This window comes from Limnobacter sp., assembly GCF_036846585.1.
In the GTDB taxonomy this organism is placed as follows: Bacteria; Pseudomonadota; Gammaproteobacteria; order Burkholderiales; family Burkholderiaceae_B; genus Limnobacter.
The window spans coordinates 1-19,412 of sequence record NZ_DAIUBR010000008.1 but is presented as its reverse complement, the minus strand read 5'-3'; the positions used below and the strand labels follow the sequence as shown (position 1 = coordinate 19,412).

Annotated in this window: 34 protein-coding genes; all 34 read right to left on the bottom strand. The window is 51.8% G+C overall.

All coding sequences use genetic code 11. The annotated features are described in order from the left end of the window. Positions 1 to 3: 3 nt before the first annotated feature. Complete coding sequence (gene dsbD / locus V7028_RS05630; protein ID WP_334119117.1) at positions 4 to 1,902, bottom strand: protein-disulfide reductase DsbD; 1,899 nt, start codon at positions 1,900 to 1,902, stop codon at positions 4 to 6. After that, complete coding sequence (gene cutA / locus V7028_RS05625; RefSeq protein ID WP_334119116.1) at positions 1,899 to 2,234, bottom strand: divalent-cation tolerance protein CutA; 336 nt, start codon at positions 2,232 to 2,234, stop codon at positions 1,899 to 1,901. Before cutA ends, dsbD begins: the two co-directional genes overlap by 4 nt. Before the next feature lie 4 nt (positions 2,235 to 2,238). Further along, positions 2,239 to 3,003 carry an ABC transporter permease gene (locus V7028_RS05620; protein ID WP_334119115.1) on the bottom strand — a complete coding sequence of 255 codons (765 nt, stop codon included), beginning with the start codon at positions 3,001 to 3,003 and terminating at the stop codon, positions 2,239 to 2,241. Continuing rightward, on the bottom strand, positions 2,996 to 3,949 hold the full coding sequence (locus V7028_RS05615; RefSeq protein ID WP_334119114.1) for an ATP-binding cassette domain-containing protein: 954 nt from the start codon (positions 3,947 to 3,949) through the stop codon (positions 2,996 to 2,998). Before V7028_RS05615 ends, V7028_RS05620 begins: the two co-directional genes overlap by 8 nt. A 165-nt stretch (positions 3,950 to 4,114) precedes the next feature. Continuing rightward, positions 4,115 to 4,513 carry a 50S ribosomal protein L17 gene (gene rplQ / locus V7028_RS05610; protein ID WP_334119113.1) on the bottom strand — a complete coding sequence of 133 codons (399 nt, stop codon included), beginning with the start codon at positions 4,511 to 4,513 and terminating at the stop codon, positions 4,115 to 4,117. 33 nt (positions 4,514 to 4,546) lie between these two features. Continuing rightward, positions 4,547 to 5,527, bottom strand: coding sequence for a DNA-directed RNA polymerase subunit alpha (locus tag V7028_RS05605; RefSeq protein WP_334119112.1), 981 nt, complete (start codon positions 5,525 to 5,527; stop codon positions 4,547 to 4,549). 63 nt (positions 5,528 to 5,590) lie between these two features. Beyond that, positions 5,591 to 6,214, bottom strand: a complete 624-nt coding sequence (gene rpsD, locus V7028_RS05600) for a 30S ribosomal protein S4 (protein ID WP_334119111.1) — start codon at positions 6,212 to 6,214, stop codon at positions 5,591 to 5,593. 74 nt (positions 6,215 to 6,288) lie between these two features. Beyond that, positions 6,289 to 6,684, bottom strand: a complete 396-nt coding sequence (gene rpsK / locus V7028_RS05595) for a 30S ribosomal protein S11 (RefSeq protein WP_159569022.1) — start codon at positions 6,682 to 6,684, stop codon at positions 6,289 to 6,291. A 27-nt stretch (positions 6,685 to 6,711) separates the two neighbouring features. Then, the gene (rpsM, locus tag V7028_RS05590) at positions 6,712 to 7,077 is read right to left on the bottom strand and encodes a 30S ribosomal protein S13 (RefSeq protein ID WP_305586142.1); all 366 of its coding nucleotides are present in this window, start codon (positions 7,075 to 7,077) and stop codon (positions 6,712 to 6,714) included. 15 nt (positions 7,078 to 7,092) lie between these two features. Further along, positions 7,093 to 7,206: a 50S ribosomal protein L36 gene (gene rpmJ, locus V7028_RS05585; protein WP_008249416.1), complete on the bottom strand. Its 114-nt coding sequence runs from the start codon at positions 7,204 to 7,206 to the stop codon at positions 7,093 to 7,095. A 24-nt stretch (positions 7,207 to 7,230) separates the two neighbouring features. Continuing rightward, a complete protein-coding gene (gene infA / locus V7028_RS05580) occupies positions 7,231 to 7,449 on the bottom strand; it encodes a translation initiation factor IF-1 (protein WP_008249415.1) in 219 nt (72 codons plus the stop codon). Positions 7,450 to 7,452: 3 nt separating this feature from the next. Next, positions 7,453 to 8,781, bottom strand: a complete 1,329-nt coding sequence (gene secY, locus V7028_RS05575) for a preprotein translocase subunit SecY (protein WP_334119110.1) — start codon at positions 8,779 to 8,781, stop codon at positions 7,453 to 7,455. Positions 8,782 to 8,792: 11 nt separating this feature from the next. Continuing rightward, positions 8,793 to 9,227 carry a 50S ribosomal protein L15 gene (gene rplO / locus V7028_RS05570; protein ID WP_334119109.1) on the bottom strand — a complete coding sequence of 145 codons (435 nt, stop codon included), beginning with the start codon at positions 9,225 to 9,227 and terminating at the stop codon, positions 8,793 to 8,795. Then, a complete protein-coding gene (gene rpmD / locus V7028_RS05565; protein WP_334119108.1) occupies positions 9,227 to 9,409 on the bottom strand; it encodes a 50S ribosomal protein L30 in 183 nt (60 codons plus the stop codon). The genes rplO and rpmD overlap by 1 nt, the downstream gene beginning before the upstream one ends. A gap of 2 nt (positions 9,410 to 9,411) precedes the next feature. Next, complete coding sequence (gene rpsE / locus V7028_RS05560; RefSeq protein WP_008249411.1) at positions 9,412 to 9,936, bottom strand: 30S ribosomal protein S5; 525 nt, start codon at positions 9,934 to 9,936, stop codon at positions 9,412 to 9,414. Positions 9,937 to 9,945: 9 nt separating this feature from the next. Continuing rightward, positions 9,946 to 10,308 carry a 50S ribosomal protein L18 gene (rplR, locus tag V7028_RS05555; protein WP_334119107.1) on the bottom strand — a complete coding sequence of 121 codons (363 nt, stop codon included), beginning with the start codon at positions 10,306 to 10,308 and terminating at the stop codon, positions 9,946 to 9,948. An 18-nt stretch (positions 10,309 to 10,326) separates the two neighbouring features. Continuing rightward, positions 10,327 to 10,860, bottom strand: a complete 534-nt coding sequence (gene rplF / locus V7028_RS05550) for a 50S ribosomal protein L6 (protein WP_334119106.1) — start codon at positions 10,858 to 10,860, stop codon at positions 10,327 to 10,329. 12 nt (positions 10,861 to 10,872) lie between these two features. Then, on the bottom strand, positions 10,873 to 11,268 hold the full coding sequence (gene rpsH / locus V7028_RS05545; protein ID WP_305586149.1) for a 30S ribosomal protein S8: 396 nt from the start codon (positions 11,266 to 11,268) through the stop codon (positions 10,873 to 10,875). Positions 11,269 to 11,280: 12 nt separating this feature from the next. Continuing rightward, a complete protein-coding gene (gene rpsN, locus V7028_RS05540) occupies positions 11,281 to 11,586 on the bottom strand; it encodes a 30S ribosomal protein S14 (protein WP_334119105.1) in 306 nt (101 codons plus the stop codon). Between the two features lie 8 nt (positions 11,587 to 11,594). Further along, a complete protein-coding gene (gene rplE, locus V7028_RS05535) occupies positions 11,595 to 12,134 on the bottom strand; it encodes a 50S ribosomal protein L5 (protein WP_334119104.1) in 540 nt (179 codons plus the stop codon). A 10-nt stretch (positions 12,135 to 12,144) separates the two neighbouring features. Continuing rightward, on the bottom strand, positions 12,145 to 12,459 hold the full coding sequence (gene rplX, locus V7028_RS05530; protein ID WP_305565516.1) for a 50S ribosomal protein L24: 315 nt from the start codon (positions 12,457 to 12,459) through the stop codon (positions 12,145 to 12,147). A gap of 7 nt (positions 12,460 to 12,466) precedes the next feature. After that, entirely contained in the window at positions 12,467 to 12,835 is a 369-nt protein-coding gene (gene rplN, locus V7028_RS05525) for a 50S ribosomal protein L14 (protein WP_305565514.1), read from the bottom strand. Between the two features lie 108 nt (positions 12,836 to 12,943). Then, entirely contained in the window at positions 12,944 to 13,216 is a 273-nt protein-coding gene (gene rpsQ / locus V7028_RS05520; protein WP_305565512.1) for a 30S ribosomal protein S17, read from the bottom strand. Then, positions 13,213 to 13,407 (bottom strand): 50S ribosomal protein L29, encoded by a 195-nt coding sequence (rpmC, locus tag V7028_RS05515; RefSeq protein WP_334119103.1) that lies wholly within the window; start codon positions 13,405 to 13,407, stop codon positions 13,213 to 13,215. The genes rpsQ and rpmC overlap by 4 nt, the downstream gene beginning before the upstream one ends. A 3-nt stretch (positions 13,408 to 13,410) precedes the next feature. Next, positions 13,411 to 13,827 (bottom strand): 50S ribosomal protein L16, encoded by a 417-nt coding sequence (gene rplP, locus V7028_RS05510; RefSeq protein ID WP_130557586.1) that lies wholly within the window; start codon positions 13,825 to 13,827, stop codon positions 13,411 to 13,413. 14 nt (positions 13,828 to 13,841) lie between these two features. Next, positions 13,842 to 14,642, bottom strand: a complete 801-nt coding sequence (rpsC, locus tag V7028_RS05505) for a 30S ribosomal protein S3 (protein ID WP_334119102.1) — start codon at positions 14,640 to 14,642, stop codon at positions 13,842 to 13,844. A 9-nt stretch (positions 14,643 to 14,651) separates the two neighbouring features. Continuing rightward, positions 14,652 to 14,981, bottom strand: coding sequence for a 50S ribosomal protein L22 (gene rplV / locus V7028_RS05500; protein ID WP_305565505.1), 330 nt, complete (start codon positions 14,979 to 14,981; stop codon positions 14,652 to 14,654). A gap of 10 nt (positions 14,982 to 14,991) precedes the next feature. Next, a complete protein-coding gene (gene rpsS / locus V7028_RS05495) occupies positions 14,992 to 15,267 on the bottom strand; it encodes a 30S ribosomal protein S19 (RefSeq protein WP_305565503.1) in 276 nt (91 codons plus the stop codon). 15 nt (positions 15,268 to 15,282) lie between these two features. Further along, on the bottom strand, positions 15,283 to 16,110 hold the full coding sequence (gene rplB, locus V7028_RS05490; protein WP_105028065.1) for a 50S ribosomal protein L2: 828 nt from the start codon (positions 16,108 to 16,110) through the stop codon (positions 15,283 to 15,285). A 1-nt stretch (position 16,111) separates the two neighbouring features. Beyond that, positions 16,112 to 16,408, bottom strand: coding sequence for a 50S ribosomal protein L23 (gene rplW / locus V7028_RS05485; RefSeq protein ID WP_305565501.1), 297 nt, complete (start codon positions 16,406 to 16,408; stop codon positions 16,112 to 16,114). Continuing rightward, positions 16,405 to 17,025, bottom strand: a complete 621-nt coding sequence (gene rplD / locus V7028_RS05480; RefSeq protein WP_334119101.1) for a 50S ribosomal protein L4 — start codon at positions 17,023 to 17,025, stop codon at positions 16,405 to 16,407. Before rplD ends, rplW begins: the two co-directional genes overlap by 4 nt. 10 nt (positions 17,026 to 17,035) lie before the next feature. Next, positions 17,036 to 17,680: a 50S ribosomal protein L3 gene (rplC, locus tag V7028_RS05475; RefSeq protein ID WP_334119100.1), complete on the bottom strand. Its 645-nt coding sequence runs from the start codon at positions 17,678 to 17,680 to the stop codon at positions 17,036 to 17,038. A gap of 113 nt (positions 17,681 to 17,793) precedes the next feature. Continuing rightward, complete coding sequence (gene rpsJ, locus V7028_RS05470; protein ID WP_334119099.1) at positions 17,794 to 18,117, bottom strand: 30S ribosomal protein S10; 324 nt, start codon at positions 18,115 to 18,117, stop codon at positions 17,794 to 17,796. 101 nt (positions 18,118 to 18,218) lie between these two features. Beyond that, positions 18,219 to 19,412 (bottom strand): elongation factor Tu, encoded by a 1,194-nt coding sequence (gene tuf, locus V7028_RS05465; protein ID WP_334119098.1) that lies wholly within the window; start codon positions 19,410 to 19,412, stop codon positions 18,219 to 18,221.

Below are 19,412 nucleotides of genomic sequence, written 5' to 3'. Positions count from 1 at the left end.
GCCTTACAAGCCCAGATTCGGGCGAACCTGAGCCAATGTTTCGTCAAACCGACGCGCATTCTGAAAGCCAATCACGGTGTGAATTGACTCAATCTTGCCCGCAGGGAAAAACAGAATGGCAGGCGGACCGAACAAATTAAATTGTTTCAATAAAGCGCGATCGCCTGCTGTGCTGTCAGTCACATCCACCTGAACCAGGCGGACCCCCTTCAACTTCTCTTTCACGTTTGCATCGGTCAAGGTAAACAGCTCGAACTCTTTGCAACTGACACACCAGTCCGCATAAAAATCCAGCATCACTGGCTGCTTGCTGGCCGCAATCAATGCCACCGCCTCTTCACTGGGTACTTTCTCAAAATCCGGCTTGCCTAGCGTATTTGCAGCCACAGCGCCAGATGCGCCAAAGCCAGCCCCACCCAAACCAGCCAAAGGCTGCAACAGGCTGGAGGAACCCGAGAACAACCCCATCAGGTAAATCAAAGCCAGCAGGGAAAACATCAGCCCGAATGTTTTGCTCAACACCCTGCCCCGCGTGCCCATGGTGGCCATACTGACCGCACCATGAAACAAGGCAGCCGCCACCATACAGGCCAACAACGCCCACATCGCCATAATCAGCCAAACAGGTGTCACCGGTGTGATGGTCCACACCGCCACAGCCAGCAGCACAAAGCCAAAGGCAGCCGACACCCAGCTCATCCAGGCGCCTGCCTTAGGCAATGCAGCACCAGCACCTGCCGCAAACAGCACCAGCGGCAAACCCATGCCCAAAGCCAGCAAAAACAAGGCCGCACCGCCCAACACTGCATCACCACTTTGCCCAATGTACAACAAGGCGCCCGCCAGAGGCGGCGCAACACAAGGCCCCAGCAGCAATGCGGAAAGAACCCCCATCACCAACACCGGAACGAACTGGCCACCTTTTAAGCGCCCGGTTTTTTCCTGCAACCAGGATTGAAAACTGCCAGGCAACTGCAACGAATAACCCATCAGCAAGGCCACGCCCAACAAGCTCAAAATACCGCCAAAAGCCCACAGCACCGCCGGTTGCTGCATGGCCATCACAAGGCTTTGCCCGGTCAGGCCAGCCAGAACACCCAACAGCGCATAGGTCAGCGCCATACCCAGCACATACACAAGGGCCAGCGCCATTGGCCGGGCCTTCCCGGCCACAGCACCCGCACCGTGCCCCACCACCAAACTGCTGACAATCGGCAGCATCGGCAACGTACACGGCGTAAATGCCAGCAACAAACCCAAACCGAAAAATACAGGCAACACCACCAACCAGGACTGGTCTGCCAAACGGGACGCCAAATCCCCGGCCTCATCCGCAGGCAAGTTACCTGGCGCACTGCCGGGGGTAGAAACATCGTCTTTCTTTCCAAAAAACGACCCCATGCCGCCACCGCCCAACACACCGCCCAGCAAACTGCCTTCCTTGAAAGCCACGGGCGTGGTCATTGGCGGGTAACACAAGCCCGCATCGGCACAGCCTTGCGACACCATCACCGCGGTTGCATCGGCGAGTGAGGCGTGCCCAAGGCTGTAACGAATCTGAAAAGCGATCTCGCCCCGCAAAGCCTCAATTTCCTGATTCAGAAACTCATCAAACTTCCGATCCCCACGGGGCAATTCCACGAATTCGAACACCGGTAGCTTGTTCGGATTCTCAAGCGCAAACCGCTCCCGGTACAAATAATATTCTGGCGCCACAGTGGCGCGCACATCGATCAGGCAATTCTCAACACAGCTTGGGTCCTGTGCACTCAACTTGAACTGAAACGCTTCCTCAGGCGGTAAAAAGTCATTGGTCTGCGCTGTTGCCAACCCCGTCCACATCGCCACACACAACATACCCGCTTGAAGCGCATTTACACAGGCTTGACGAAAAACGCTCATGCCTTGCCCCCTACACTTGCACGCACCCAGTCCAGATAAGGTGTATGCCCATCTGCCACTGACAATACAATCAACTCGGGCACCGCATAGTCATGCCAGGCCGCCACTGTTTTCTTCAAACCTTCAAGCTGTTCATCTGCACATTTCATCATCAACATCCATTCCGTGGCATGCGCTATATCGCCTTGCCACTCGTACACCGATTCCACAGGCCCCACAATTGTTGCGCAAGCCACCAACTTCTCTTTCACCAGTCTGTTTGCCAAAGCCGCCGCTTTTTCTTTCGAATCGATCGTTGTGTAGGCTACCCAACAGCCCGTCATGTCTGCCATTGCCTCAACCCCTGCGTTTAAACCGGCGCTCGGTCAAATAAATTGCCAAGCCGATCCCCAGAACTGCATAGACAGCCATTTGCGCCAAAAGTGCCGCCAACCCACCAAATTCACGTGCATAAATACCACGCAGTGCGTCCACCACCACCGACAAGGGCATGTAATCAGCAATGGCCTTCAACCAGCCTGGCAACTGCTCCCGCGGGAAAAAAGCACCCGACAAAAATGTCATGGGCGTCACCACCAGCGTGAAATAAAACATGAAAAAATCATAGCTTGGCGCACGTGCATTCACACACAAGCCAAAACCAGCAAACATCAGGCAAGCCAGAACCAGCACCAGCCACGACAACAACCAGAACTGCAAGTCGCCAATGCCCAACAAAGCAATGATCAACAACATCGCCCCCGTGCTGATCAAACCCTTGCTGGCGGCCCAAGTGCATTCACCCAACACAACCTCGCGCAGCCGAACCGGTGTGTTCATGATGACTTGCCAGGTTTTCTGGGTGTGCATCCGCGAAAAGGCAGAATACAAAGCCTCAAAGGTGGGTGCATTCATTGCGCTGATACTGACAGCACCCACAGCGAGATAATTCAGATAAGGCATTCCCCCAACGTTTGGAAGCATGGAACCCAAACCCAGGCCAAACGCCATCAACGCCATCACCGGATCAACCACATTGCCCAACAGCGAAGCAAAAGCCAGTTTGCGCCACACCATGAAATTGCGGCGCCAAACCTGAAATACGGCGTGAAAGTTAATCATCGCGCAAGGCCCTGCCAGTCAAACTGAAAAATACATCCTCAAGGTTTCCAGGCCGGTAAATGTAATCCACATCGTCCTGAGGCAATGCCTTCATTTGCGCCAAAACCTGATCCGCCAATTCATTCCTGAAAAAATAAGTCTCCCCCCGTTGCTCAATTGCACCTCGCAACTGACGGTGATTAACATCGACCCAACGTTGTGCCCCGATCCCCCACAATTCCAGCACCGCATAACCCACAACATCCCGGATCAGCGTCAGCGGCTTGTCACACACAACAATATTTCCATGATCCAGCACCGCAACCCGATCAGCCAAACGCTGCGCCTCATCCATGTAATGGGTGGTCAACAACATGGCCACACCCTGGCGCTTCAAATCCACCAAACGGTCCCAAATCACATGCTTGGCCTGCGGATCCAGCCCGGTAGTCGGCTCATCCAGAAACAGGACACCGGGGCGGTTAATCAAGGCACGGGCCAGCATCAAGCGCCTGCGCATGCCGCCGGACAAGGTGCCCACCGAATCATTGCGCCGGGAATTCAATTGGGCGAACTCGAGAAGTTGATCTGCACGCTGGCGCAGTTCTGTGCCATGAATCCGAAAATAGCGCCCAAAAACCAGCAAATTCTCGTACACAGTGAAATCAGGATCCAGTGCATCGTATTGAGGCACCACACCCACAGCCTGTCGTGCCGCATGCCCAGCCTTCGGCATGAGCTGACCCAACAGGTGAACCGTGCCGCGGTCTGCGTCTGCAAGGCCCAGTGCCAGCGAAATCGTCGTGGACTTGCCTGCACCATTGGGGCCCAGCAAAGCCACACACTCCCCGGCAGCCAGGGAAAAATTCAAGCCTTTGAGTACAGGGCGTCCCGAATAGGTCTTAAACACATCGGTCAAACGCAATACATCTGAAGCAATCAAATCAACACATCCATTTTTTGCCATTCAAACACTTGTCTACACAAACCATCCAAGACGCTGCGGACAAACAAAAAAAGCCGAGTCAGCATAAGCTAACACGGCTTTTTCGAATCCGAATTTACAGCAATTCAATCAATCGAAATTATGCAAACCGAATGACCCCGGTGCAAGCATTCCGATCAAGCAGAATTAAGCCTGTTCTTCAGCAATCTCAACGATTTCAGCGGTCTCGGGGCGATCCACCAACTCAACCAGAGCCATCGGTGCATTGTCACCCTTGCGGAAACCGAACTTCAGTACGCGCATGTAACCACCTGGGCGGGCAGCATAACGTGGACCGATCTCGTCGAACAACTTCAATACCATTTCACGGTCGCGCAAGCGGCTGAAAGCCAAACGCTTGTTTGCCAGTGTCGGTGACCTGCCCATGGTGATAATGGGTTCTGCAATCTTGCGCAGTTCCTTGGCCTTGGGCAGCGTTGTTTTGATCACTTCATGACGCAACAAAGCGTTGGTCATGTTTCTAAACATAGCAAGGCGGTGGCTGCTGGTGCGATTTAGTTTACGCAATCCATGACGGTGACGCATTTTAAATATCCTTCAATCTAACAAACGCTAAGCTCAGGGCTTATCGAGACCGGCGGGTGGCCAGTTTTCCAATTTCATACCGAGTGTCAAACCGCGTGCGGCCAACACCTCCTTGATTTCGTTCAGAGACTTTCGACCCAGATTCGGGGTCTTCAGCAGCTCGTTTTCCGTGCGCTGAATCAAGTCGCCGATGTAGTAAATGTTCTCAGCTTTCAAACAGTTTGCAGAACGCACCGTCAGCTCCAGGTCGTCTACCGGGCGCAACAGGATTGGATCAACCTGCGGTGCACGCTGGGAAACTTCTGGTTCCGCCGTGTTTTCCAAAGCAGCAAATACTGACAATTGCTCAACCAAAATACGGGCAGCAAGGCGAATTGATTCTTCAGGTGACAACACACCATTGGTTTCAATCGACATCACCAAACGGTCCAAGTCGGTACGCTGTTCAACACGTGCGCTTTCTACTGCATAAGACACACGCTTAACAGGGCTGAACGACGCATCCAGTACAATGCGGCCAATCGCCTTGCTTGGTTCATCGGGGAAACGACGAACTGAACCCGGTACATAACCACGGCCCTTCTCAACCTTGATCTGCATGTCCAGCTTGCCGCCGTGCGACAAATTGGCGATCACGTGATCTGGATTGATGATTTCCACATCATGTGGCAACTCGATATCGCCCGCAGTCACAACACCTTCAACTTCACGCTTCAAGGTCACTGTAACCACATCACGTGATTCAAGCTTGAACACAATCCCTTTCAGGTTCAGCAACAGGTCAACAACGTCTTCCTGCACACCATCCAGAGTCGAATATTCGTGCACCACACCAGCAATCGACACCTCGGTGGGTGCATAACCGATCATGGAAGACAACAACACACGACGCAGGGCGTTGCCCAGAGTATGGCCATAGCCACGCTCAAACGGTTCCATCACTACTTTGGCGCTATTGGGGGCGACTGTTTCGACCTCAACAATACGGGGTTTTAGCAAACTTGCATTAAACATTCAAAATCCTTTTCAATACCCTCGGCTCGTTACACCGATAAGGCTGGGGATCAATTAATCAAATTAACGTGAGTACAGTTCCACGATCAAACTTTCGTTGATCTCTTGGGACAGATCTGCACGGTCAGGAACGCTCTTGAAAGAACCTTCCAGTTTCTTGGCATCTACATTCACCCACAAAGGGAAACCCATTTGTTCGGCCAATGTTACAGACTCCACAATGCGTACCTGAGTCTTCGACTTTTCGCGAATGGAAATGACGTCATTCAACTTCACGGAATAGGAAGGAATGTTAACAGCCTTGCCATTGACCAGAATCGCCTTGTGGCTAACCAGCTGACGAGCTTCGGCACGTGTAGAGCCAAAACCCATGCGATAAACCACGTTATCCAGACGAGATTCCAACAACTGCAGCAATGTTTCGCCGGTGTTGCCCTTGCGGCGTGACGCCTCAGCGAAGTAGCGACGGAATTGCTTCTCCAACACGCCGTACATACGCTTTACCTTCTGCTTTTCACGCAACTGCTGACCATAGTCAGAAGTACGTGCGCCGGAGGTGCGGCCATGCTGGCCTGGCTTGGAATCAAGCTTGCACTTGGAATCGAGACTACGGCGTGCGCTCTTCAGACTTAAGTCTGTGCCTTCACGACGTGACAACTTACATTTTGGACCTGTATATCTAGCCACTTGAAACCTCTTTCATTACGCGATGTGAATCGCTTCAGTCCGCCAAATGATCTGGCGAACAATGGTCTTAAAAATTAGATGCGACGACGCTTGGGAGGACGACATCCGTTGTGCGGGATCGGAGTGATATCAGAAATACTGGTCACTTTGATACCCAATGCATTCAAAGCACGTACGCTGGATTCACGGCCGGGGCCAGGTCCTTTGATAAGCACTTCAACTGTCTTGATACCGCATTCCTGTGCAGCCTTGCCAGCAACTTCAGCAGCGACCTGAGCAGCAAAGGGAGTGGACTTGCGTGAGCCCTTGAAACCCTGAGCACCCGATGTAGACCAAGCCAAAGCATTGCCCTGACGGTCCGTGATCGTGATGATGGTGTTGTTGAATGAGGCGTGTACGTGCGCAATACCGTCAGAAATATTCTTTTTGACTTTTTTGCGTACGCGGTTATTCGCTGTTCCTTTGGCCATTTGGCTAACCTTCCTATGATTACCTGATTATTTCTTCAGTGCGATACCAGCACGCTTCGGACCCTTGCGAGTACGAGAGTTTGTGCGGGTACGCTGACCACGTACAGGCAGACCTTTACGGTGACGGAAACCACGGTAGCAACCCAAGTCCATCAAACGCTTGATGTTCATGGTTACGTCGCGTCGCAGATCACCTTCAGTCAGGTACTTGCCTACTTCGTCACGCAGCTTCTCCAAATCTGTGTCATCAAGGTCTTTGACCTTTTTGGACTCAGGAATTGAGGTCACTGCACAAATCTTCTTGGCGGTGGAACGACCAATGCCGAAAATAGCAGTCAGACCGATAACGGTATGCTGGTGGCTTGGAATGTTAATGCCGGCAATACGAGCCATTTAAATCCCCTTTTATTAACCTTGACGCTGCTTGTGGCGCGGCTCAGAACAAATCACGCGAACAACGCCTTTGCGCTTGATCACTTTGCATTTTCTACAAATCTTTTTCACAGAAGCCTGAACTTTCATGGCGTAACTCCAAAAAGAACCAATTTACTTGGCTCGAAAAACAATTCGTGCTCTGGACAAGTCGTACGGCGTCAACTCAACCGTCACCTTGTCACCAGGAAGGATACGAATGTAATTCATGCGCATCTTGCCCGATATGTGACCAAGCACCACGTGACCATTTTCCAATTTCACTCGAAAAGTGGCGTTAGGGAGGTTCTCTACTACCTCTCCCTGCATTTGGATAACGTCGTCTTTAGACAATCACTACCTCGTTAATCCAGAACCTTTGAAGCTTGATTTCTTCAAAAGGCTGTCGTATTGCTGAGACATCACGTAGGCCTGAACCTGTGCCATGAAGTCCATCGCAACAACTACAATAATCAACAGAGATGTACCGCCAAAATAGAACGGAACACTCAATCCCAAAACCAGAAATTCCGGCAACAAACACACCAAGGTGATGTAAGCAGCGCCAACCAGCGTCAAACGTGTCAACACCTTGTCGATGTAACGAGACGTTTGCTCACCCGGACGAATACCTGGCAAAAATGCACCACTTTTCTTCAAGTTGTCTGCAGTTTCACGACTATTAAACACCAAGGCGGTGTAAAAGAAGCAGAAAAACACAATGGCAGCGGCATACAGCAGCATGTACAGCGGGTGGCCTGGAGACAATGTCTGAGACACTTCCTTCAAAAAACCCACCACGGCACCGTCGCCTGAACCAAACCAGCTGGTCAATGTTGCGGGCAACAAAATAATGCTCGACGCGAAAATGGGAGGAATAACACCCGCCATGTTCAACTTCAAAGGCAAATGAGAAGTTTGTCCCTGGTATATCTTGTTACCGACCTGACGCTTGGCGTAGTTGACCGTAATCTTTCTTTGACCACGCTCCACAAAAACAACCAGGTAAGTCACTGCAACAGCCAACACAACGATCATCAGCGCAATCAGTGAACTCATCGCACCGGTACGAACCAACTCAAACAGTCCGCCAATTGCGCCTGGCAGCCCGGCAGCGATACCTGCAAAAATCAGGATCGAAATACCATTGCCCAAACCGCGTTCGGTAATTTGTTCACCAAGCCACATCAGGAACATGGTGCCGGTGACCAGCGACACAGCCGTTGTAAAGCGGAAAGCCATACCGGGATCAATAACAAGACCCGCTTGAGACTCCAAAGCCACGGAGATGCCGATGGCCTGGAATGTTGCCAAGAAGAAGGTACCGTAGCGTGTGTACTGGGTAATCTTGCGACGACCCGCCTCACCTTCCTTCTTCAGGGCTTCAAGCTGCGGAACAACAACGCTCGCCAACTGCATCACAATGGACGCCGAAATATACGGCATGATGCCCAATGCAAAAACAGTAAAACGGGACAAGGCACCACCGGAGAACATGTTGAACATGCCCAGAATGCCGCCTTGCTGACTGTCAAACAACTGCTTCAACTGAGTCGGATCAATTCCCGGTACGGGAATGTGTGCGCCAATACGATACACAATCAGAGCCAACAACAAGAACACCAGACGCTTTCGCAAATCTGAAAACTTGTTGGACGACGCCAATGTAGATGGGTTAAAGGCCACGCGATGCTCTCTTAAGCGTTAATGGTGCCGCCAGCTGCCGCGATGGCCTCTGCTGCGCCCTTCGTTGCCTTAATGCCGTTCAATACAACAGCACGCTTGATCTCACCAGCCAGGATCACCTTGACAGCCAAAGTTTGAGCGGGCACAAGACCCGCCTGCTTCAACGTCAAAATATCCACTGAGTCCACCGCCAACGTATCCAGATCGGTCAAACGGATCTGGGCATTGAAAGCCGCAGTACGGGATGAGAAACCACGCTTTGGCAAGCGACGATGCATTGGCATCTGGCCGCCTTCAAAACCTACTTTATGAAAGCCACCGCTGCGTGACTTTTGACCCTTGTGACCACGGCCAGCAGTTTTACCCCAACCGGAGCCAATACCTCGGCCCACACGTTTGCGGTTGAACTTACTGCCTGGTGCAGGTGCAAGTGTATTCAGTTCCATTATGCAGCCTCAACTTTCAACAGGTATGACACCTTGTTAATCATTCCACGCACTTCGGGCGTATCCACCAGCACTCGGCTGTGATTGATACGACGCAGACCCAAACCACGCACAGTAGCGCGATGTGATTCCTTGGTCCCGATAATGCTCTTAACCAACGTAACTTTTACAGATGCGCTCATGATCAAGCCTCAAATAACTTTTCAACTGACAAGCCACGCTTGGCGGCAATTTCAGCTGGGGTTTGCAACTTGCCCAAGGCATCCAGGGTAGCTCGCACCAGGTTGTAAGGGTTCGATGAACCGTGGCTTTTTGCCACGATATTGCGAACACCAACAACTTCCAGAACAGCACGCATTGGACCACCGGCAATGATACCGGTACCTTCTTGTGCGGGGGCCAAAAACACCTTGGAGGCGCCATGCTGGCCGTACACGATGTGATGGATTGAACCATCACGCAAAGATACCTTTTCCATCTGGCGGCGCGCCTGCTCCATGGCTTTTTGAACAGCCACCGGCACTTCACGGGACTTGCCCTTGCCCATACCCACACTACCATCACCATCGCCAACTACCGTCAACGCTGCGAAGCCGAGGATACGACCACCTTTAACAACCTTGGTCACGCGGTTAACCGCGATCATTTTTTCTTTCAGGCCGTCATCACGCGCTTCAGGCGCGGCATTTTTACCTTGCATTCTTGCCATGATCACTCCTTAGAATTTCAAGCCGGCTTCACGCGCAGCGTCAGCCAGTTCTTTTACGCGACCGTGGTAGGCAAAGCCTGAGCGATCGAAAGCAACTTCGCTGATGCCTGCGGCCAAAGCCCGCTTGGCAATTGCAGCACCGACCAAAGCGGCAGCGGCCTTGTTTGAACCGGACTTGCCTGCCAATTCAGCACGCAGGTCTTTGTCGTTGGTAGACGCAGACGCCAAAACCTGACCACCATCCGCAGAATGAACTGCGGCATAGATGTGGGAGTTGGTACGGAACACACACAGACGTGTTGCACGAGCAAGTGCGATACGGCGTCTGGTTTGTTTTGCACGACGGGCACGTGCTTCTTGTTTGGTTTCCATAATTTACCTCTTGGTGCCTTATTTCTTCTTGGTCTCTTTGATAACCACACGTTCATCCGAGTAACGCACACCCTTGCCCTTGTAGGGCTCTGGTGGACGGTATGCGCGGATTTCAGCGGCAGTCTGACCAATCACTTGTTTATCGGCACCCTTCAAGATGATCTCCGTGGGCGTTGGCGTTTCAGCCTTCACACCAGCTGGCAATTTGTGAATGACAGGGTGAGAAAAGCCCAGCGCCAGGTTAATCGAATCACCCTGAATAGCCGCCTTGTAACCCACGCCAACCAACTGCAGCTTGCGCTCGAAACCTTTGCTTACACCGTTGACCATATTGGCCAACAGAGCGCGCGCAGTGCCGGCCTGTGCGTTCGCCTCGGTGGTATCAACAACCGGCTTGACAGACAACACGCCATTTTCGAATACTGGCATCACCAGTGAGTTGACATTCAGCTTCAGCTCAACATTGCCGCTTTTTACTGAAACAACCTGACCATTCACGGTAATCTGTACGCCTGAAGGCACAGAAATGGGAGCTTTCGCTACTCTTGACATTTCATTACCCCTTTAAGCCACGTAGCAGATAACTTCGCCGCCAATACCAGTGGTACGGGCCTTGCGATCAGTCATCACGCCTTTGGATGTTGAAACAATCGCCACGCCCAAACCGTTCATCACCTGAGGAATTTCGTCTTTACCTTTGTAAATACGCAAACCGGGTTTTGAAACACGCTCGATCTTCTCGATCACGGGGCGACCCGCGTAGTACTTCAATTCAATTTTCAAAACAGGCTTTGCTGACTCGCCAACAATTGAGAAGCTCTCAATGTAACCTTCGTCTTTCAAAACCTGCGCAATAGCTACCTTCACTTTTGAGGAAGGCATCTCAACCGAAACCTTGTCAACACCCTGAGCATTGCGAATGCGGGTCAACATGTCGGCGATTGGATCACTCATACTCATAATTAGAACCCCTTACCAACTTGCCTTAGTGATTCCAGGAATCTCACCACGCATGGCAATTTCACGGATCTTGTTACGGGCCAAACCGAACAAACGGAATGTGCCGCGGGGACGACCAGTCAATTCGCAGCGATTACGCTGACGAGTTGGGTTCGCGTTTCTTGGCAGCGCCTGCAACTTCAGACGCGCCTCATAGCGGTCTGCTTCGCTGACCGACTGATCTTTTACAATCTTGTTCAAAGCCTCACGCTTGGCTGCATACTTCTTGACCAAGCTGGCGCGCTTTTTCTCGCGATTAATCAAAGCTAGTTTTGCCACGTCACACCTCAGTTACGGAACGGGAACTTGAAAGCGGCCAACAAAGCCTTGGCTTCATCGTTGGTACGCGCTGTCGTAGTTACGCTGATGTTAAGACCCCGAAGTGCGTCGATTTTATCGTACTCAATTTCAGGGAAAATAATCTGTTCTTTGATACCGATGTTGTAGTTGCCACGGCCATCAAATGACTTGCCGGACACACCACGGAAATCGCGAACACGAGGAAACGCGATTGTTACCAAACGGTCCAGGAATTCATACATGCGGTCACCGCGCAAAGTCACCATACAACCGACTGGATAACCCTCACGAATCTTGAAACCCGCAATCGCCTTCTTCGCTTTGGTAACCACTGGCTTTTGACCAGCAATCTTGGTCAGATCACCCACAGCGTGCTCAATGATTTTCTTGTCATTCACCGCCTCACCCACACCCATATTCAGAGTGATCTTGGTAATACGAGGCACTTCCATAACGGACTTGTAACCGAACTGGTTGGTCAGCTGACTAACCACTTCGTTTCTATAAAACTCTTGAAAACGTGACACGACGGCCCCCTTAGTTTGCCAACTGGGCGCCGGTTTTCACCAGAACCCGCACGGACTTGCCATCCACCTGCTTGACGGCTACACGAGATGGCTTACCTGTCTCTTTGTCAAACAAGCTGACATTGGACTGGTGGATAGGCATTGTCTTGTCAACAACACCACCAACATCTCCCTTCATAGGATTTGGCTTTTGATGCTTTTTAACGATATTCACACCCTCTACCAAGAGGTATTCATCGTTCACACGAGAAAGCACAACACCTTTCTTGCCCTTGAACTTGCCGTTAAGCACCAGCACTTCATCGCCTTTACGAATTTTGTTCATAATTCCCTCACAGAACTTCTGGTGCCAACGACACGATCTTCATGAACTTTTCATTACGAAGTTCGCGTGTCACTGGGCCAAAAATACGGGTACCGATGGGCTCTAGTTTTGCATTAAGCAAAACCGCAGCATTGTTGTCGAACTTGATCAACGCACCATCGGGACGACGAACGCCCTTGGCCGTGCGAACGACCACTGCGTTGTAAATTTCGCCCTTTTTGACGCGACCACGTGGGGCCGCATCCTTAATGGTCACCTTGATGATGTCACCAATGCCCGCGTAGCGACGCTTGGAACCACCAAGGACCTTGATGCACATTACAGAACGCGCACCCGTGTTGTCGGCCACATCTAGCCGTGATTGCATTTGTATCATGGATTGTCAAACCAACTTAATCGCTTTCGCAACCAGTTTTGGTCCCGCATGGGTTGAAAAGATAGCCTGCTATATTAGCAGGCTTGAGTTACTTGAGCAAGACAAAAATCAGATGATTTTCGCTTTCTCCAATACTTTGGTCACACTCCAGGACTTTGTCTTGGAAATTGGACGACCCTCGCAGATCTCAACCAGATCACCTTCCCCGACTTCATTGCTTTCGTCGTGAGCAGTGTACTTGTGAGACTTCACGATATATTTACCGTAAATCGGGTGCTTGATCCGGTTTTCAACCATCACCACCACCGATTTGGTCATCTTGTCGCTGACCACACGCCCCACCAGGGTGCGCTTCAAACTTGTTTTCGCTTCGGTGCTCATGCGGCCCTCTTCGATTGTGTCATCACTGTTTTTACACGGGCGATGTCTTTGCGTACTTTTGCCAACTGGGAGTTATTGGTCAATTGCTGCGTAGCAGCCTGCATGCGCAGAGAAAACTGCGCGCGCAACAACTCTTCCAACTCTTTCGTCAATTCTGCAGCGCTTTTACCGCGCAATTTAGAAGCTTTCATTGCTTAACTCCCAATCTGACGTGTTACGAACACGCAAGGAAGAGGCAGTTTGGCAGCCGCAAGGCGGAACGCCTCGCGTGCCAGCTCTTCGCTTACGCCGTCCATTTCATAGAGAACCTTACCCGGCTGGATTTCAGCCACATAAAACTCTACGTTACCTTTACCATTACCCATGCGCACTTCTGCGGGCTTGTTGGTAATCGGCTTGTCCGGAAACACGCGGATCCAAATCTTACCGCCACGCTTGATGTGGCGGACCATGGCTCGACGGGCAGATTCGATCTGGCGAGCGGTCAAACGACCGCGACCAGTTGATTTCAGACCGTATACACCAAAAGAAACACTTGCACCACGAGTGGCCAGGCCAGTATTGCGACCTTTGTGTTCCTTTCTATATTTGCGACGTGATGGCTGTAACATCATGCGCTCCCAGATTACTGTTCTGAGGAAGTGCTTGCAGCGCCTTCCTCTTTGTTTGCACCACTAGCTGCTGCGCTAGCACCTTCGGGTTTGCGCGCCTTGCGTGCACCGGCCGGGCGGGTAGAAGGACGACGCGGACGACGCTCTTCTTTTTCTGCCTCAACTGGCGCTGCCGCTACATCGCCGCGACCCAATGTGTCGCCCTTGTAAACCCAGACCTTGATACCAATAATGCCGTATGTTGTCGCAGCTTCGCTGGTTGCGTAATCGATGTCGGCACGCAGTGTGTGCAAAGGCACGCGACCTTCGCGATACCATTCTGTACGCGCGATCTCAATGCCATTCAAACGACCGGACGACATGATCTTGATACCCTGCGCACCCATGCGCATCGCGTTTTGCATCGCACGCTTCATGGCGCGACGGAACATAATGCGACGCTCCAGCTGCTGGGAAATGCCATCAGCGATCAGTTGCGCATCAATTTCAGGCTTGCGAACTTCTTCGATATTCACATGCACAGGAACACCAACCAATTTCTGCAAGCTGGCCTTCAACAATTCAATGTCTTCGCCTTTCTTGCCGATCACCACACCAGGACGTGCCGAGTAAATGGTAACGCGGGCGTTCTTGGCCGGGCGCTCGATCAGCACACGACCAACAGATGCGTTCTTCAGCTTCTTCTTCAGGAAATCACGAACCTGGATGTCTTCAAGCAGCATCTTGGAGAAATCCCGGTTCGATGCGTACCAGCGAGAAGCCCAGTTGCGTGATACTGCCAGGCGAAAGCCCGTAGGGTTAATTTTCTGACCCATGTAACCCCCTTAGTTTCCAACCGTCACATAAATGTGACTGGTCTTCTTAGTGATACGATTGCCGCGACCTTTGGCGCGCGCTGTAAAGCGCTTCAACACAGGCCCCTCTTCCACGTAAATGGTTTTTACCTTCAATTCATCCACATCTGCCCCGTCATTGTGTTCGGCGTTGGCGATAGCACTTTCCAACACTTTCTTCACAATGCCAGCCGCTTTCTGCGGAGAGAAGGCCAGGATGTTCAAGGCCTGATCAACCTTTTTGCCACGAATCAGATCAGCGACCATTCGGCCACGCTGAGGAGACAAGCGAACACCCTTTAAAATTGCACGAGTTTCCATTTCCTACCCCTTATCGCTTGGCCTTCTTGTCAGCCGCATGACCCTTGAATGTGCGTGTCAACGCAAATTCACCGAGCTTGTGGCCAACCATGTTTTCGTTGATGTACACAGGCACATGTTGCTTGCCGTTGTGTACCGCGATTGTCAGACCAATGAAGTCTGGGAGCACAGTCGAACGACGCGACCAGGTTTTAATTGGACGCTTGTCCTTGGACGCTGCGGCAGCCTCTACTTTTTTGATCAAGTGGGCGTCGCAAAAAGGACCTTTTTTTAATGAACGAGACATATCTGTTTACCCCACTTAACGCTTGTGACGACGCTGAACAATCATCGAATTGGTACGCTTGTTGTTGCGCGTGCGGTAACCCTTGGCTGGCTGGCCCCAAGGGCTAACTGGCACACGGCCTTCGCCGGTTTTGCCTTCACCACCACCATGTGGGTGGTCTACAGGGTTCATCGCAGTACCACGCACCGTCGGGCGAATACCCTTCCAGCGTGTTGCACCAGCCTTACCCACTTTCTTCAAGCTGTTTTCTTCGTTGCTCACTTCACCAATGGTGGCGCGACATTCGATGTGCACACGGCGAATTTCACCGGAGCGCAAACGCATCTGGGCGTAAGTGCCGTCACGTGCCAGCAACATGGCGGAGCCACCTGCTGAACGCGCAATTTGAGCACCCTTGCCAGGCAACATTTCCACGCAATGCACTGTAGTACCTACAGGAATATTGCGAATTGGCAATGTATTACCGATCTTGATTGGCGCTTCGGAACCGTTCACCACGGTTTGACCCAATTGCAAGCCGCGAGGCGCAATGATGTATGCGCGCTCACCATCTGCGTAGCAAATCAAGGCAATGTGAGCGGTGCGGTTAGGATCGTACTCGATCGTTTCCACTTTCGCAGGCACACCATCTTTGTTGCGCTTGAAGTCAACCATGCGATAGTGCTGCTTGTGACCACCACCCATGTGACGGGTCGTAATACGACCGTTGTTGTTACGGCCGGCAGTCTTGGATTTCTTTTCGAGCAGCGGAGCGTAAGGCTCACCCTTGTGCAAATGCGGGTGAACCACTTTCACCATGGCACGGCGACCAGGCGACGTTGGTTTTAATTTAACTAATGGCATGTTACGCAGCCTCCGAGAAATTAATTTCCTGACCAGCTTTCAGCGCAACGTAGGCTTTGCGCACATCGGAACGACGCCCGATGGTGCGGCCAAAGCGCTTCTGCTTACCAGCAATATTCACTACACGCACGGCCTCAACTTCCACCTTGAACAACAGCTCAACAGCAGCCTTGATCTCTTGCTTGGTTGCAGTAGTGCAAACCTTGAAAGCAATTTGCTCATGCTTGTCGGCCAACATGGTGCTCTTTTCAGAGACGATGGGCGCCAACAGAATTTTCATTAAACGCTGAGTGTTCATGCGTACATCTCCTGCAGTTTGTCGATTGCAGCGCGAGTCGCAACCACTTTCTTGAAGTAAATCAAGGAAAGAGGATCGGCGTAGCGTGGCTCGACCACTGCCACGTTGGGCAGGTTTCTGGATGCCAAGTACAAGTTCTCGTCCACTGAATCCACAATCATCAGTACGGAATCAAGACCCATGGTTTTCAATTTCTGATCAAGCAGCTTGGTTTTGGGAGACTCGAGATCCAAAGACTCCACAACCACCAAGCGACCCTCACGGCTCAATTGAGACAAGATAGAGCAAACACCAGCGCGGAACATTTTCTTGTTAAGCTTCTGCGTGAAGTTCTCGTCTGGAGAGTTCGGGAAGGTTTTGCCGCCTCCGCGCCACAATGGGCTGGACACCGCACCGGCACGCGCACGGCCCGTGCCTTTTTGCTTCCATGGCTTGCGTGTCGAAGCACGCACTTCCGAACGGTCTTTTTGCTGACGCGTACCCTGACGAGCATTGGCCTGATACGCAACAACCAGCTGATGAATCAGCGGCTCGTTGTACTCACGACCAAACACCACATCGGACACCTGAACAGTTTGAGAGGCCTGCCCAGAATCACTAATGACTTTCAATTCCATCTGGTTCCCCTTACGCCTTTGCCTTGACAGCCGGCTTAACCAACAATTGGCCACCCTTCGATCCGGGCACTGCACCCTTGATCAAAAGCAAACCACGCTCGGCGTCTACACGCACAACTTCCAGATTCTGGGTAGTACGATTTACGTTACCCAACTGACCAGCCATGCGCTTACCAGGAAATACACGACCTGGATCCTGGGCCATACCAATGGAACCAGGTGCATTGTGCGAGAGCGAGTTACCGTGAGATGCGCGCTGCGAACTGAAGTGGTGACGCTTGATGGCACCACTAAAACCCTTACCCTGCGTTACGCCACTTACGTCAACTTTCTGACCTGGAGCGAAAATTTCCGCAGACACAGCAGCACCAACCCGCAGATCAGCAAGCTTGGCGGCGTCAACACGAAATTCAACCAGGGAAGAAGCTGCTTCAATAGAAGCGGCAGCAAAATGACCGGCCTGCGCCCTGACGACGCGGGAGGCTCGCTTGGACCCGTAGGCCAACTGAACGGCTGTGTAGCCGTCTTGTGCGAGTGTTTTGAGCTGCGCAACACGGTTAGAAGACACATCAACAACAGTTACGGGAATAGATACACCCGCGTCCGTAAAGATGCGCATCATGCCGATCTTGCGACCAATAAGGCCTAGACTCATGATTTCTCCAATTTCGGCTACGATTGGCCGAATGATTAAATTCTATCTAAAGCTAACCTTTTGAAAAGGTTAGCCAAAGATTATATGCGTTAATTTGATTTACTGCAACTTATTTACTGCAATTTAATTTCTACATCTACGCCAGCAGGCAAGTCCAGCTTCATCAAAGCATCCACAGTTTTGTCTGTTGGATCAACAATATCCATCAAACGCTGGTGGGTGCGGATCTCAAACTGGTCACGCGAAGTTTTGTTCACGTGCGGCGAACGCAAAATGTCGAAACGCTTGATGCGCGTCGGCAAAGGAACCGGGCCTTTCACCACAGCGCCCGTGCGCTTTGCAGTTTCAACGATTTCAAGCGCAGATTGATCGATCAGCTTGTAATCAAACGCTTTCAAACGAATACGGATTTTTTGCTTGTTTTGTTGCTGAGTCATCATTTTTTCCTAAAGAGCTAAACGAGCGTGACCAAACTTAACTTTCGGCTCACCTCAAAATTGCCCGCACCAATGAAGTCAGTGCGGGCGTTCCACAAGCATTACTTGGTGATCTTGGCCACCACACCGGCACCCACTGTACGACCACCTTCGCGAATCGCGAAACGCAAGCCTTCTTCCATCGCAATCGGGGCGATCAATTCAACATTGATCGACACGTTGTCGCCTGGCAGTACCATTTCCTTGCCTTCAGGCAGGCTGATTGAGCCCGTTACGTCAGTTGTACGGAAATAGAACTGGGGGCGGTAGTTGTTGAAGAATGGCGTGTGACGACCACCTTCTTCTTTGCTCAATACATAAATTTCTGCACTGAAACCGGTGTGCGGCTTGATTGAACCAGGCTTGGCCAATACCTGACCACGCTCGACGTCTTCACGCTTGGTACCACGCAGCAACACACCCACGTTGTCTCCGGCCTGACCCTGATCCAACAGCTTGCGGAACATTTCCACGCCGGTACAGATTGTCTTGACCGTGTCTTTGATGCCCACGATTTCGATTTCTTCGCCAACCTTCACCACACCACGCTCGATACGGCCTGTTACCACAGTACCGCGACCGGAGATGGAGAACACGTCTTCGATTGGCATCAGGAAGGTGCCATCTACTGCGCGCTCGGGTGTTGGAATGTAGGTGTCCAGGGCTTCGGCCAAACGCTTGATCGCGGCCTCACCCAAATCACCCGTGTCGCCTTCCAGGGCCAACTTGGCTGAACCCTTGACGATTGGCACGTCATCACCAGGAAAGTCGTACTTTGAAAGCAGCTCGCGCACTTCCATTTCAACCAGCTCCAGCAGCTCTTCGTCATCCACCATGTCGCACTTGTTCAGGAACACGATGATGTAAGGCACGCCAACCTGGCGAGCCAACAGGATGTGTTCGCGAGTCTGGGGCATGGGGCCATCAGCGGCCGAACACACCAGGATCGCGCCATCCATCTGCGCCGCACCGGTAATCATGTTCTTTACATAGTCGGCGTGACCGGGGCAATCCACGTGCGCGTAGTGACGTGATTCTGTCTCGTACTCAACGTGCGCCGTGTTGATCGTGATGCCGCGCGCCTTTTCTTCCGGGGCCGCGTCAATCTGGTCGTAGCCCTTCGCTTCACCATGACCGCTCAGGCGGGCCAGTACGGTTGTGATCGCCGCTGTCAATGTTGTCTTGCCATGGTCTACGTGACCAATCGTTCCAACGTTTACGTGTGGCTTCTTGCGCTCAAACTTTTCTTTTGCCAT